Source organism: Psychrobacter sp. Ps4 (assembly GCF_022129285.1).
Lineage (GTDB): Bacteria > Pseudomonadota > Gammaproteobacteria > Pseudomonadales > Moraxellaceae > Psychrobacter > Psychrobacter immobilis_A.
This window is the reverse complement of sequence record NZ_JADQAK010000021.1, coordinates 1-15,041: the sequence shown is the minus strand read 5'-3', so window position 1 is coordinate 15,041 and position 15,041 is coordinate 1. Positions and strand designations below refer to the sequence as shown.

Here is a 15,041-nt window from a genome sequence, read left to right as displayed (position 1 = left end):
GATTAGTCACTACAATATAAGAGTGAAAATTGCCCAATCGCGGGCAGTTTTTGCTACAATTAGCGCAATTTAGCCTTTTTACACGTTTGTCATCAGTTGCGGTGCTTCCTATATAGTACCTCGGTGATGACACTTCGAGTAAATTCGAAGGCAAACTCTATTTGTGTTTTACCGCTCATTTTAATTATAATTTAATGCTAACAAGGTGACCTCATGTCTGACAAAAACCCGCGTTACTCTCGTATCTTGCTGAAACTCTCTGGTGAAGCCTTAGCTGGTGGCAAAGAGATGGGAATTGATAGCGAAGTGCTCGATAAGATGAGCTTGTCTATCGCCCATTTGCGTGGTCTTGGTGTTCAAGTCGGTATTGTGGTCGGCGGCGGTAACTTATATCGCGGCGCGCAGTTGCAACAAGAAGGCTTAGTCGGCCGTGTGACTGGTGATCAAATGGGTATGTTAGCAACCGTTATGAATGGTCTGGCGATGCGTGATGCGCTTGAGCGCCGTAATATTAAAACCCGCTTGATGTCAGCCTTGCCAATCGGTGAAGTGACCGAAAGCTATAGCAGCCGTAATGCCATTCGCTATCTCAAAAATGGCGAAGTATGTATCTTTGTTGCTGGTACAGGCAATCCTTTCTTTACCACTGATACCGCTGCTTGCTTACGTGGTATTGAAATTGAAGCTGGCTTAATTCTAAAAGCCACCAAAGTAGATGGCGTTTATGACAAAGACCCAAGCTTACATGACGATGCAGTTAAATATGATGGTTTAACTTTTGATGAAGTATTAGAGCAAAAGCTTGGCGTGATGGATTTAACTGCCATTGCCTTATGCCGTGAGCACAACGTGCCGCTACAAGTGTTTGATATGACCAAGCCTAATGCGTTATTAAACGTCATTATGGGCGAAAATGAAGGCACACGCGTTTATCACTGATTTGCCTGAATACTTTAAACGCTCTGAACGCTCTAAATATTAATACGAGAATACCAGTCATTAAAATTAGATTGGTCGCTAATAACTACCAGTCGCTAATAATTAGTAGTGAACAACCGTATATTTACTAACAAATGAATGATTTATCGATAGCGATAAATAAGGATATCTAATGATCAAAGAGATTAAGCAAGACGGCGAAGCGCGCATGCAAAAAACACTGGAAGCGCTTGAGAGCACTTTTAGCAAAGTCCGTACAGGGCGCGCACATCCAGGTATGTTGTCAGGCGTGATGGTTAGCTATTACGGGTCGCCTACACCTTTGAATCAAGTGGCGAGTGTCAACGTTGAAGACTCACGTACGCTCATGGTTCAGCCGTTTGACCGTACCATGGTACAAGCAATTGACAAGGCCATTCGCGAAGCAGATTTGGGTCTCAACCCAGTGACCGCCGATGTGATTCGTGTGCCAATGCCTGCATTGACAGAAGAGACACGCCGCGACATGCAAAAGCTTGCGCGTGGAGAAGCAGAAAGTAGCCGTGTTTCTATCCGTAATATTCGCCGTGATATGATGAATGACATCAAAGAATTGGCCAAAGAAAAAGAGATCTCAGAAGACGACGAGCGCCGTGCCAGTGATGACATTCAAAAAATCACTGACAAGTATATCGAAACCATCGATAAACGTTTGAGCAAAAAAGAAACTGACTTGATGGACGTATAAAGCACTGGTTTTTCGATCATTTTAGAAAAAATCCGTTATGTCATATCCTTATAATAAGCAGCCAATCTGTCAGTACTATTGGCTGCTTATTATTGTGTAGACGGTACCGATAATAGCGTCAATATTATATCAATCGGATACGGCAATAGGCTTGCTCAGATTTGTAAACTGTATTTTATAAGCGCTATCTTGCAAACTAAATCACGCCCATAGATGGGTTTATGATAAGTTTGTGAATTATGGTTATGACGCTTTCTAATCGTTATCGCAGCCGTTATTATTATTTTACCTCAACAATAAGCACTTTCGCCTATGTCCACTTCAGCCGTTTTGGCTCCTGATCTTCTTCCACGCCATATCGCTATCATCATGGATGGCAATAATCGTTATGGTAAAGCCAATGATTTGGGCAAAGGCCAAGGGCATGTGGCTGGCAAAGATGCACTCGATCCTATCGTCGAGTATTGCGTTAATACGGGTATCAAAGTATTAACGGTATTTGCATTTTCTAGTGAGAATTGGCAACGCCCGCCCAGTGAGGTGGCACTACTCATGCAACTGTTAACCTCAACCATTCATGAGCAAATACCACGCATGAATGAGTATCGTATTCGTCTGCGTTTTATTGGTGACCGCAGTCAGCTGAGTGATGATTTGCAAGCATTAATGGCGGACGCTGAAGCAAAAACAGCAGACTTTGAAGCCATGACTCTAGTCATCGCTATCAGTTATGGTGGGCAATGGGATATTGCCCATGCGGCAAAACAGCTAGCGCAGCAAGTAGAGGCTGGTCAGTTACGTGCTGATGATATTAACAAAGAATTGCTCGGTAACTATGTGCAATTAGCAGATGCACCAGCAGTAGATATGCTGATACGCACAGGCGGTGAATACCGAATTTCTAACTTTTTATTGTGGCAGTCAGCCTATGCCGAGCTATTCTTTACCCAGACATTATGGCCAAATTTTGCAGCCGATGAGCTGGCAGCAATGGTAAAAGAGTTTGCTCAGCGGCAGCGCCGTTTTGGCAAAACCAGTGAGCAGATAGTGATAGAGCAAGCAAGTCGTTAATGGTGTTAAGCATTTGCCTGTTATTTTGTAAAGGAAAAAGCTCTTACAAAGCCGCTATCGTATATGTAGTTAATATTGCTTGTTTGTGAAATAATAAACCGCGTCAATAAGCGTCAACTGCTATTAGTGGGCTATTGTAGATTAGCTGCTATAATGCACGTTTTGACCATGCGTTTTTCATTATTATAAGGCTCAATAAGTATGTGGCAACGAATTAAGACGGCAGTTGTTCTCGTTATTATCGTTGGTATTGCAATGTTTGCGAGCCAAACCCCTATTTTATTTGCACCGCTGTTAGCGATTGGCGTTAGTATCGCCGCTCACGAATGGACTAAGCTGATGCCCAAGTGGCGTCATCCTGCGCTGTTTGTGCTATTGGTTTTGGTGTTGACCCTAGTATCACTCATGTTTAAAGTGACATGGTTATTTTGGTGGGTGGCTTCACTGGCTATATGGCTAATGGCGCTGTCTTGGGTGCGAGTGTTCCCGACTCATACCAATTGGTATGGCAAGAAACTGGCATTGATGGGTGCGGTGATATTGACCGCATCGATTACGGCGATGTTTTATTTATGGCAACTGTCAGCATGGTGGTTACTCTATGTGTTCCTTTTGGTCTGGTGTGCAGATAGTGGCGCTTATTTTGTGGGGCGTAAACTGGGTCGCCGCCAGATGGCACCGAACGTCTCACCCAATAAAAGTATGGAAGGGCTGGCTGGTGGTTTGGTCACTGGTCTGCTCGTGGTTATTGCCATCAGTGTATTTAAGTTACAATTGACGGGTGTGCCGTTAGTTGCATTTGTAGCATTATCAGCCTTGACCATTTTAGCCTCTGTACTTGGCGATTTATTTGAGTCGATGCTTAAGCGCCGCGCTGATGTCAAAGATTCAGGAACGATTTTACCGGGGCATGGCGGCGTGCTTGACCGTATCGACTCACTGCTCTCTGCCACACCGATATTTGCGCTTGGTTTTTGGGCGATACAGCAGTTAGGTTTGATAGTGGTTTAGGACTGAAAAAATAATTCATAGACGATGATACGCCCTAATTATAGTAGTTAAGATGAGTGACTAGTCAATACATTGGATATCGTCCATCTCTTATTTATCAGACGTTTTATCGATTTCTTATTTAATTTTTTACCGTATCATTTACAGGCACCGATGGTTATGACGCAACGCATCGCCGTACTAGGCGCGACAGGTTCGATTGGCGATAGCACGTTAGCAATATTAGCGGCGCAACCACAGCTTTACACGGTCTACGCTCTGTCAGGCTATCACCGTTTAGACAAACTGTTTGCACTTTGCCAGCAGTTTTTGCCAAAGCGCGTTAGCGTACCGACCGCCGCAGTCGATGATTTTTCCCAGCGACTCCGTGCGGCAGGTCTTGACATCGATGTGGTAGGCGGCGAAGCAGGGCTGGTCGATATTGCCACTGATTCGCAGACGGATACCGTTGTCGCTGCGATCGTAGGCGCAGCTGGTCTGCCTTCTACTTTAGCCGCTGCTCGTGCAGGTAAGCGTATTTTACTAGCGAATAAAGAAGCGCTGGTGATGGCAGGGCAAGTGATGATTACTGCCGTCAAAACGCATAACGCTACTTTGCTGCCGCTTGACTCTGAGCACAATGCTATTTTTCAGTGTTTACCACTGGCTATTCAGCAGGACAATACCCAAATTCATCAGCCAAACCACGGCGTGCGTAAGCTATGGTTAACGGCCTCTGGTGGGCCGTTTTTGCAAAAATCGTTTGCGCAGATGCAGCACGCGAACGTCGCTGAAGCGGTCAAACATCCAAATTGGTCAATGGGTCAAAAGATATCCGTCGATTCAGCAACGATGATGAATAAAGGGCTTGAGCTGATTGAAGCTTGTCATTTGTTTGATTTGCCTGAAAATAAGATAAATGTGGTGATTCATCCACAAAGTATCATTCACTCAATGGTAGAATATAGCGATGGTAGCTTTTTGGCGCAGCTCGGCAGTCCCGATATGAAAACGCCCATTGCCCATGCGCTCAGTTACCCTGATCGTATCGATAGTGGCTCGCAGCCGTTAGACTTATTTGCGCTCAGCGGCTTAGAGTTTATTGAGCCTGACTTGCAAAAATTTGCCTGTTTGCGTTTGGCACGCCAAGCCATGCAAGCGGGCACGCAAGCGACGATTGTTTTAAATGCGGCCAACGAAATTGCCGTGGCGGCGTTTTTGGCTGGGAAAATTCGCCTGACTGACATTGCTGATATCAATGAGCAAGCATTAAATGACATACAGCTGCCACCGTTAAACGAAACGGCTGACATAGAAGATATACTCGCAATTGATAAAATAGCGCGTCACCTGACGGACAAACTTGTGGCAAAGTTGATGTAACTGTATCAACAACTGCGTCGTTAAAAAACGATGTCAATAAAAGATGCTAAGAAAGAATGCTGAGAAACCATACTGAGAAAAGATCATGACGTTTTTATTAACGCTCCTTGCGGCAATATTTGTCTTAGGTCCGCTTGTTGCCTTACATGAGTGGGGACACTATATCGTCGCTCGTCTTTGCGGCGTTAAAGTCTTGACCTATTCTATCGGGTTTGGTCCCAAACTCTTTGGCTGGACGAGCAAAAAAAGCGGTATTGATTATCGTATTTCCGCTTTGCCACTTGGTGGTTATGTCAAAATGCTCGATGAGCGCGAAGGTGAGGTAGCAAAAGCTGAGCAACATTTGGCGTTTAATCGTCAGCATCCGCTAAAAAAGATTGCGATTGTTGCCGCTGGTCCTATCATGAACTTTATCATTGCTATTGCGCTGTTTTGGGTGTTGTTTATGACACCATCAGAGCAGTTAGCGACGAAGATTGGGCAGGTATTACCCGAGACGCCTGCTGCTATGGCACAGTTGCCAGTTGGCGACAAAATCGTTGCGATTGATGGGCATGAGGTACAAACGTGGGAAGGCATCAACTATCGGCTTGCTGGACGGATGGGCGAGACAGATAATGTCAGTATTACTCTGCAATCAGAGACACAAGCTGATAATGCAATCAAAACTTATCAAGCGCCCGTAACTCAGTTTATGCAAGGCAGCGCGCAAGGTAAAGATGCGTTGACCAGCTTTGGCATGCTGCCATGGCAACCAGATATTGCACCGATAGTAGGTGATTTGACCCCTGATGGTGCCGCCAGTCGCCAAGGTCTAAAAGTAGGCGATCGTATTATTGCTATCAATGATCAACCAATTAAAGATTGGCTCAGTGCCACTCGTATCATCCGCGACAGTCCTGAAATTTTGCTTAATTTCACAGTATTGCGTGATGGTAAACCCGTACAGCTTCAGATTATGCCGCAAGGCAAAAAAGACAATTTGGGTAACGATTATGGGCAAATTGGTGCTATGGTGGCACAGTCCGAAATTGTTATTCCTGACGCTTACAAGTCCACCGTAGTCTATGGCCCTGGTGAGTCATTGGTGAAATCATTTGAGAAAACTGAACAGCTTGCAGTGATGACCGTCAGCTCAATGGGCAAAATGCTGTCTGGCATGATTGGGTTGGATAACTTATCAGGTCCTATCACGATTGCTAAAGTTGCCAAACAGAGTTTTGATATCAGTTGGCAGATGGTGTTATCGACGGCGGCTTTGATTAGTTTGAGCCTTGCTGTACTCAATCTTTTGCCCATTCCTGTGTTGGATGGCGGTCATATTGTGTATTATCTTATTGAATTGATTCGTGGTAAGCCACTCTCGGAAGGGGTGCAAATGATTGGACTAAATATCGGCTTACTCTTGCTGGCAGGTTTCATGGTGTTAGCAATTGGTAATGATATTAGTCGGCTGTTTTGACCAGCGAATCGCTAATATGATGGATAAGGCACGAGATACTAATGGTTTTACGCCTATTATGGGATGATTATGACCATGATAGGTAGCATGCTTTGTATCATAGCCTCTGTACTAATCGTAATTTTTAGTTTATTTTGTGATGCATTTTATATAAAGTGTTCTGAGTCTGCTGCGTATGCGCTTAAATTTCATGCGAAATGCGCTAGACAATATGGGCTTTTTAACTTAACTTAAGCAAGTTTTTTATTGACGGATAGTGTTTATGCGTACGCCTTTATTTATGAGCGCGGCAGGGTTGCCGTTAGTTGTAGCGATGATGAGTATGCCAGTACAGGCTGCAGAATTTGTAGTCACTGACATCGGTTTCAATGGTTTGCAACGTTTAACCCCCGATAGCCTCTATCCGGTTCTACCTATTTCGGTAGGGGATACGGTAAATGACAGTAGTTTAGCAGCCAGTATTAAGGCGCTTTATGCGACCGAAAATTTTGCTGATATTCAAAGCCGTATCGAAGGTGGACAGCTACGGTTTGATGTCGTTGAGCGCCCCACGATTGCTGAAGTCAATTTTGAGGGCAATAAGCTCATTCCAAAAGAAGGGTTAGAGCAAGGGTTGGACAATGCTGGTCTGTCTGCTGGTAATGTGCTGAAACAAGCCACGCTACAAGGCGTCGCCAATGAGCTACAGCAGCAATATATCAGCCAAGGCTATTACAACAGCAATATCGAGGTTGATCAAACGTTACTTGATGGCAATCGCGTCAAGCTCGACGTGCGTTTTGTCGAAGGCAAACCTGCCAAAGTGGTCGATATTAATATCATTGGCAATAAACACTTTAGTGATGAAGAAATCAAAGACGTTTTTGCGGTAAAAGAGTCTTCGTGGACGCGCCTGTTATCTAAATCTGATCGTTATGCCAAAGAAAAGCTGGCTGCCAGTTTAGAGAATTTAAAAGCGCTTTACCAAAACGATGGTTATGTGCGTTTTGCAGTAGATAATGCGGTGCTCAACATCAGTGAAGATAAGAGCAGCGTGTTTATCGAAGTGAGTCTAAGCGAAGGCGAACAATATCAGTTTGGTGAAGTGAATTTTTTAGGTAAGCCGACTTTTGAGAACAATGAACTAACAGAGTTGGTGACTTTTGCACCCAATGAAAAATACTCGCAAGCCAAGCTCGATGAAACCACCGCGGCACTTAAGAGTCGTTACGGTAATGAAGGCTATTATTTGGCGCAGGTGAGACCAGTACCACGTATCAATGACGAGACCAAAGTAGTGGATATCGATTATTTCATCGACCCTGCACGTCCTATTTACGTTCGTCGTATTAATTTTACTGGTAACATCAAAACTCAAGACGAAGTACTGCGCCGTGAAATGCGTCAATTAGAAGGCGCATTGGCAACTAGTGACAAAATCCAGTTGTCACGGACACGTCTGATGCGTACAGGCTTCTTTAAAGCCGTCAACGTTGATGTGAAACCAGTACCGAACCAACCAGACCAAGTAGACATCAATTATACGGTTGAAGAGCAGCCTTCTGGTAGTTCGACGATTGCCGCGGGTTACTCGCAAAGCGGCGGTGTGACTTTCCAGTTAGATCTAACACAAAACAACTTTATGGGTACAGGTAACCGTGTGAAAGCGGCACTATCACGCTCAGAAACCCGTGATTCTTATAGTTTGGGTTATACCGATCCGTACTTTACCGAAAACGGCGTCTCACAAGGTCTTAGTGCCTATTATCGTGAAACGAAATACGATGATAGAAACGTCAGTAACTATGTCACCGATTCTTATGGTGCTACGCTGAACTACAGTTATCCTGTTGACGAAACCAAACGCGTTAGTGCGGGCTTGAACGTTGATAATACGTCAGTACGTGGTGGTCGCTTCTTGGGTGTATCAAACGTTCAGCAAATTATTGATGATGGCGGTACGTTTGAGAACTTTGTTAATGATGAAAATGAAGCTTCTGGACGCACAGGCTTTAAAAATGATTACAATACTTATAACCTACTGTTTGGCTGGGACTATAGCACCTTAGATCGTCCAGTGTTCCCGACCAAAGGTATGAGCCATACGGTCGATGCCACCATTGGCTTGGGTGATACCAACTATCAAAAACTTGTTTATAGCGGCAACATCTATTATCCCTTCTACAAAGACTGGGTAGCACGCGGTTATACTAAGCTTGGCTATGGTAATGATTTGCCATTTTATGAAAACTTTTATGCTGGGGGCTATGGCTCTGTACGTGGTTATGAAGCCTCAACCCTTGGGCCAAAATCACAAACGTATTATGATGCCATAAATGATGATGTGCGTTACAAAGATGAAGACATCGGTGGTAATGCGCTAGTCAGCTTCGGTAGTGAGCTAATTTTGCCAATGCCGTTTAAGGGCGATTGGGCAGATCAAGTGCGTCCAGTATTGTTTGCTGAAGGCGGTCAAGTATTTGATACGACTGATAAGGAAGATCGTACTTTTATCAATCCTAATGACGGTACTGATACGGGCGTACCACTGTTGACGCAAGACAATAGTATGCGCTTTAGTGCGGGTGCAGGTATAACCTGGTATACACCAATTGGTCCAATTTCATTAAGTTATGCTGTACCTATTGGTGATAAAGAAGGCGATGAAACTGAAAAAGTTCAGTTCCAGATTGGTAATACGTTCTAACGTAGCATGATTGTTTGCGTTCATGTCGTTAACCATAGCAGTTACTTGAATGAACGCAGCATCTGTTAGATATTAGTAGATCGCCAAGGTGATTGTTCAGCTTGGCGATTGTCTTATTCATAATAATATTTATATTAATAGTCACTATGATAACGATTGAGCAACTTATCACTCGGATTGAGCAGCGTCAGCCCATCACCAATAAGGCTGAAATCAGCGCTGAACAGTTACGTCAAAAATTCAGCAGTATTGGTAGTTTGACCACGGCTGGTCATAATCAGTTAAGCTTTTTGGCCGATCCTCATTATATTTCTAGTCTGGCTATTAGCGAGGCAGGGGCTGTATTGGTTACTGCGGAATATCGCGACCAAGTGCCCACCACAGCGATAGCGTTAGTCGTCGCAAGCCCCTACTTAGCTTATGCTGGTGCTAGCCAGTTGTTTGCTCGTGAGTCACTGTCTGGTGGTATTCATCCTAGCGCTGTGATTGCTGATAGTGCGGTCATTGGTGAGCAGGTGAATATTGGACCTTTTTGTGTGATAGCCGATTATGTGCAAATTGGTGCGCGTAGCTCACTTGCGGCGCATGTGGTGATCGAAGAAAATACGACTATTGGTACTGATGGTGTTATTAAATCACAAGTGGTGATCGGGCATGATTGTGTCATTGGTGATCATGTGAGGTTACACGCGGGTGTCAGTGTGGGTGCAGAAGGTTTTGGTTTTGCACCAACCAAAGATCCTAGTACCACTGGCTGGGAGCGTATCGCTCAGTTAGGACGGGTCGTAATTGGCAACCATGTGCGAATTGGTAGTCAAACTTGCATTGACCGAGGTGCCATTGATGATACGATCATTGGCAATCACGTTATTATTGATAATTTGGTACAAGTTGCTCATAACGTGCGTATCGGTGATGGCACAGCCATCGCGGCTCAAACGGGTATCGCGGGCAGTACTAGTATCGGCAAGCGCTGTATTATTGGCGGTGCGGTCGGTATCACAGGTCATATCGAGATTACAGATGATGTCACTTTATCTGGGATGACCATGGTAACCAAATCTATCAAAACCGCTGGTTCATACTCCTCTGGAACGGCTGCTATGCCGACAGCTAACTGGCGACGGGCAGCTGTACGCTTCCGTCAGCTTGGGCGTGATTAGCGCAAATATCAATGCATATATACAAACACAGTAAAATCATAGCGATTTGAAACATAGCAAGGAAGCACCATTATGAGCAGCACCGATATCGATATTTTGAATGATAAAGAAATGAAAAGCTTAGCTGAGCAAGGTCTTACGCTGCCATTAACCTATCATACGTTAAAGCATTATTTGCCACACCGTTATCCTTTTCTTTTAGTAGATAAGATTATTGATTGCACGCCTGGTGAGTGCATTACGGGTATTAAGAATGTGACTATCAATGAAGAGTTTTTCAATGGTCATTTTCCTGATGAGCCGATTATGCCAGGAGTACTTATGGTTGAGTGCATGGCTCAGGTCTCAGGCGTGCTCGGATTTATCAGTGCCGGTCTGACCGCAGAAGATGGTTATTTATATCTGTTTGCAGGTGTTGATAAGGTCCGTTTTAAGCGTCGAGTGATTCCTGGTGATCAGCTGACTATTCGTGCTAAAACAGTGATGCAGAAGCGCGGTATTTATAAATTTGACTGTACTGTACATGTTGACGATGAGTTAGCTGCCAGTGCGCAAATAATGATTGCTCGCCAAGAACAATAACGTTTACTAATAGCCATTGTGCCTCGTAGCCGACCTAATTCTTTAAACAAAGCATCTAAAAAATTAGGTCAAAGCGGGTCACAAGCATTATAATTGACACTCGCATTTAACAGCAGAGCCATGCTTAGGTTTTCTCATAAAACTGAATTGGCTGTATTTGTTTTACCATTTACGCGCATCAGATCATACAAAGGCCCACATTATGAGTCAGATCCATCCAACAGCACTCATCTCACCGTCTGCCCAAATTGATGAGACTGCTATCATTGGTCCGTATTGTATCGTCGGTGATGAGGTCACTATTGGCGCTCACACGGTTCTGCATCGCCATGTAGTTGTTACCAAATTGACTCGTATTGGTCAACACAATGAGTTTTATCAATTTGCGAGCATCGGCGAAGATCCTCAGGATTTGAAGTATGCTGGTGAGCGTACTTGGCTTGAGATTGGCGATCATAATACCGTTCGAGAAGCCTGTAGTTTACACCGCGGCACCGCACAAGATAGTGAGCTCACTAAAATAGGCAGCCATAATCTACTGATGGTGAACACTCATGTGGCTCATGATTGTGTGATTGGCGATCATAATGTATTGGCCAACAATGTTGGCGTTGCAGGGCATGTGACTATTGGTGATCATACGATCATTGGCGGTAATTCAGGTATTCATCAGTTTTGTACGGTCGATGACTATAGCTTGATTGGGGGCGCAAGTCTGATTCTAAAAGATGTAGCCGCCTTTACCATGGTATCTGGTAATCCAGCAACGACTCATGGTCTCAATGTGGAAGGCATGCGTCGTAAAGGATGGTCAAAAGAGACTATTGAGGTATTGCGTCAAGCTTACCGTATGATTTTTAGATCGGGTCTTACGACCGTGCAAGCGCTTGAGGTTTTGAATAATGAGCTGCTACCAAAAGAGCCGAAAATCCAGTTGCTCATTGATTCACTACAAAAAAGTCGTCGTGGTGTGGTGCGCTAGAACGGCGATTGGCTTTTACTGAAAATTATATATAGTATGCCTTTTTTAATTAGCCAAACTCTTGTCAGTTATAGATGAAATTACCAGAAGCCATAACCAATTGTTATGGCTTTTTATGTTTATGAGCGCTTGACTTTTTTGGTGGCTTAGCAGAAACTGAGCCTTTACGATATTGTAAACAATTCTTTCTTAATGTTGCTGGATGCCTCACATTGAGGTGTTTATTGAATAGCCTGATATTTCTCATGGCTATTTATGATAATCAAGGAAGATTATCAGTGATGTTAATTGAAGCACGAGGACGGAAAAAATGGCTATTAATAAACAAGAACATGCACAGTGGAGCTCAAGTTTTGGCTTCGTATTGGCAGCGGTTGGTTCAGCAGTTGGTTTGGGAAACATATGGAAGTTTCCTTATATGGTCGGTGAAAGCGGTGGTTCAGCTTTCGTTATCGCTTATTTATTCTGTATCGCGCTGGTAGGTTTTCCGATTCTAGTCGCTGAATGGCTGATTGGTCGCCGTGGGCAAAAGAACCCAGTCAACACTTTTGCGGATGTTGCAGCAAGTGAAGGTAAGTCGCGCAGTTGGGGCATCATTGGCGCGTCAGGTATTTTAGGTGGTTTCTTAATTCTATCGTTTTATAGTGTGATTGGTGGTTGGGCACTCAACTATATTACTAAAGCAGGTACAGGCAGTTTTATTGGTCAAGACAGTGATTCTATCGCTGCGACCTTTGATGCTATGTTGGCTTCGGCAGGGACGTTGACGATTTGGCATACCGTGTTTATGGCTATTACTGCTTTGATTGTCGGTATTGGTGTGACCAAAGGTATCGAAACCACGGCTAAAGTCTTAATGCCACTACTAGGCGTGATTTTGTTCGTCATCGTTGGTTATAACGTGATAAACGGTGGTTTTGGCGAAGCAGTGGCTTATCTATTTACACCAGATCTTAGCAAGCTGACGGGCGATGTGATGCTTGCAGCATTGGGTCATGCCTTCTTCACACTATCTATTGGTATGGGTATTATGATTGCTTATGGCTCATATTTGGGTCGTGAAGTGAACTTACTAAAAACCGCCCGTACTGTTGTGATTTTAGATACGGTTATTGCGTTGGCTGCTGGTCTAGCAATCTTCCCAATCATCTTTAGCAATGGTCTAGACCCTGCTTCGGGTCCTGGTCTTATCTTTGTCAGCTTACCGATCGCTTTTGGTAGCATGGGTGCAGGGACGATCATTGGTACATTGTTCTTCTTACTTATTACTTTTGCTGCTATTACTTCATCAATCTCATTGCTTGAGCCAACCGTTGAGTTTTTAGAAGAACGTACACCGATGAGTCGTACGGTATCAACCATTGTTGCCAGTACGGTAATTTGGCTATTAGGCGTTGCGGCACTACTATCATTTAACCTATGGTCTGACTTTACTATCATGGGTAACGGTATCTTTGATGCATTGGATAAAATTACAAGTAAATTCCTTCTCCCGCTAACTGGTCTTGCTGCAATTATTTTCGTTGGTTGGCAAATGGATCAACGCAGTATTCAGCAAGAGCTTGGTCTGTCTAATGGTGCATGGCAATTATGGCAAATCGTTGCTAAGTTTGTAGCACCAATTGCCGTGCTCGTGGTATTTGTAACCTCGTTAATGGGCTAGTACTGATTAACTAGAAATAATAAAAGCAACACACTAAAAAGGGCTTAAGATAATTCTTAAGCCCTTTTTATAGATATGACAATTGCAAAAATATGATTAGCGTAGATTTAACTCAGGTACTGTTTGTCCACGTTTGTTATAAAATTCGCTGACAAACTCATCAAATTTGTCTTGTTCAATGGCATCACGGATACCTTGCATCAAACGCTGATAATAGCGCAAGTTATGGATAGTCGCTAATTGAGCGCCCAGCATCTCTTTACACTTATTAAGATGGTAGAGATAAGCACGGCTAAAATTTTGGCAAGTATAGCAGTCGCATTCAGGATCTAATGGACCTTCGTCATTGCGATACTGGCTGTTACGGATACGTACCACACCAGCATTGTCTGCATCGCCTGTGACGAAGTAGTGACCATTACGCGCGTTACGCGTCGGCATCACACAGTCGAACATATCGACACCGCGACGTACGCCTTCAACTAAATCCTCAGGCTTACCAACGCCCATCAGATAGCGTGGCTTATCTGCTGGCATATCATCAGGGAGGTAGTCTAGGACATCTATCATTTCATCTTTTGGTTCACCAACTGACAGACCACCGATGGCATAACCATCAAAGCCGATATCGAGCAGGCCTTCAAGTGATTGCTGACGCAAATCAGGATACATACTGCCTTGAATAATGCCAAATAATGCGTTGGTGCTGCCCAGTCTGTTGTGCTCATCAACACAGCGCTGTCCCCAACGTAATGACAGCTCTAATGACTTTTTAGCTTCGTCATGAGTCGCAGGATAGGGCGTACACTCATCAAATTGCATGACGATGTCTGAGTTCAAGCTGTACTGAATCTGCATCGATTTTTCTGGCGACAGAAAAACTTTCGCACCATCGATAGGAGATTTAAAGTCGACCCCTTCTTCGGTGATTTTACGCATGGCGCCCAGACTGAATACTTGGAAACCACCTGAATCGGTCAGGATAGGCTTATCCCAATGCATGAACTTATGCAAGCCGCCAAACTTATCGATCACCTCGGTACCTGGACGTAACCATAAATGAAAGGTATTGCCCAAAATAATATCAGCACCGATGGCTTCAATATCACGTGGCAGCATGCCCTTGACCGTACCATAAGTGCCAACAGGCATAAACGCTGGCGTTTGTACGTCGCCATGATTGAGATGAACCGTACCACGGCGCGCACGCGTGTCACCGCTGGCCGTTTTATGTAAAACAAATTGCATATGATAACCGCTATGTGAGCTATGAAAATGGTGCTAATTATAGCATTGTTAGCATTTTTTTGGACATGGATGTTTATGAGGTATTGATATATCTGACCCCTGCCGTCAATCCCGTAGACTTAAACTTGGGAGATTTTAGTTACGC

12 protein-coding genes are annotated in these 15,041 nt (G+C 44.1%); 11 read left to right on the top strand and 1 reads right to left on the bottom strand.

The window, feature by feature from the left end:
- Nucleotides 1-213: 213 nt before the first annotated feature.
- The 11 genes from pyrH to I3252_RS11530 all read left to right on the top strand — a co-directional run bounded on the left by pyrH (nt 214) and on the right by I3252_RS11530 (nt 13,648).
- A complete protein-coding gene (gene pyrH / locus I3252_RS11580) occupies nt 214-939 on the top strand; it encodes a UMP kinase (protein ID WP_045444979.1) in 726 nt (241 codons plus the stop codon).
- A gap of 172 nt (nt 940-1,111) precedes the next feature.
- A complete protein-coding gene (gene frr, locus I3252_RS11575; protein WP_045451790.1) occupies nt 1,112-1,666 on the top strand; it encodes a ribosome recycling factor in 555 nt (184 codons plus the stop codon).
- Between the two features lie 312 nt (nt 1,667-1,978).
- Nucleotides 1,979-2,737 carry a polyprenyl diphosphate synthase gene (gene uppS, locus I3252_RS11570; RefSeq protein ID WP_238035290.1) on the top strand — a complete coding sequence of 253 codons (759 nt, stop codon included), beginning with the start codon at nt 1,979-1,981 and terminating at the stop codon, nt 2,735-2,737.
- Between the two features lie 201 nt (nt 2,738-2,938).
- A complete protein-coding gene (locus tag I3252_RS11565; RefSeq protein WP_238035289.1) occupies nt 2,939-3,748 on the top strand; it encodes a phosphatidate cytidylyltransferase in 810 nt (269 codons plus the stop codon).
- Nucleotides 3,749-3,901: 153 nt separating this feature from the next.
- Nucleotides 3,902-5,110 (top strand): 1-deoxy-D-xylulose-5-phosphate reductoisomerase, encoded by a 1,209-nt coding sequence (ispC, locus tag I3252_RS11560; RefSeq protein WP_238035288.1) that lies wholly within the window; start codon nt 3,902-3,904, stop codon nt 5,108-5,110.
- 85 nt (nt 5,111-5,195) lie between these two features.
- Nucleotides 5,196-6,572 carry an RIP metalloprotease RseP gene (rseP, locus tag I3252_RS11555; protein ID WP_238035287.1) on the top strand — a complete coding sequence of 459 codons (1,377 nt, stop codon included), beginning with the start codon at nt 5,196-5,198 and terminating at the stop codon, nt 6,570-6,572.
- A 262-nt stretch (nt 6,573-6,834) separates the two neighbouring features.
- The gene (bamA, locus tag I3252_RS11550; RefSeq protein ID WP_193216919.1) at nt 6,835-9,258 is read left to right on the top strand and encodes an outer membrane protein assembly factor BamA; all 2,424 of its coding nucleotides are present in this window, start codon (nt 6,835-6,837) and stop codon (nt 9,256-9,258) included.
- Nucleotides 9,259-9,404: 146 nt separating this feature from the next.
- Nucleotides 9,405-10,421 (top strand): UDP-3-O-(3-hydroxymyristoyl)glucosamine N-acyltransferase, encoded by a 1,017-nt coding sequence (lpxD, locus tag I3252_RS11545; protein WP_238035286.1) that lies wholly within the window; start codon nt 9,405-9,407, stop codon nt 10,419-10,421.
- A gap of 72 nt (nt 10,422-10,493) precedes the next feature.
- Nucleotides 10,494-11,003, top strand: a complete 510-nt coding sequence (fabZ, locus tag I3252_RS11540; RefSeq protein WP_045444990.1) for a 3-hydroxyacyl-ACP dehydratase FabZ — start codon at nt 10,494-10,496, stop codon at nt 11,001-11,003.
- 202 nt (nt 11,004-11,205) lie between these two features.
- The gene (gene lpxA / locus I3252_RS11535) at nt 11,206-11,985 is read left to right on the top strand and encodes an acyl-ACP--UDP-N-acetylglucosamine O-acyltransferase (RefSeq protein WP_238035285.1); all 780 of its coding nucleotides are present in this window, start codon (nt 11,206-11,208) and stop codon (nt 11,983-11,985) included.
- A gap of 310 nt (nt 11,986-12,295) precedes the next feature.
- On the top strand, nt 12,296-13,648 hold the full coding sequence (locus I3252_RS11530) for a sodium-dependent transporter (protein ID WP_087814621.1): 1,353 nt from the start codon (nt 12,296-12,298) through the stop codon (nt 13,646-13,648).
- A gap of 96 nt (nt 13,649-13,744) precedes the next feature.
- Here I3252_RS11530 and tgt read toward each other — a convergent pair whose 3' ends face one another.
- Nucleotides 13,745-14,896 (bottom strand): tRNA guanosine(34) transglycosylase Tgt, encoded by a 1,152-nt coding sequence (gene tgt / locus I3252_RS11525; protein ID WP_193009500.1) that lies wholly within the window; start codon nt 14,894-14,896, stop codon nt 13,745-13,747.
- Between the last annotated feature and the right edge of the window lie 145 nt (nt 14,897-15,041).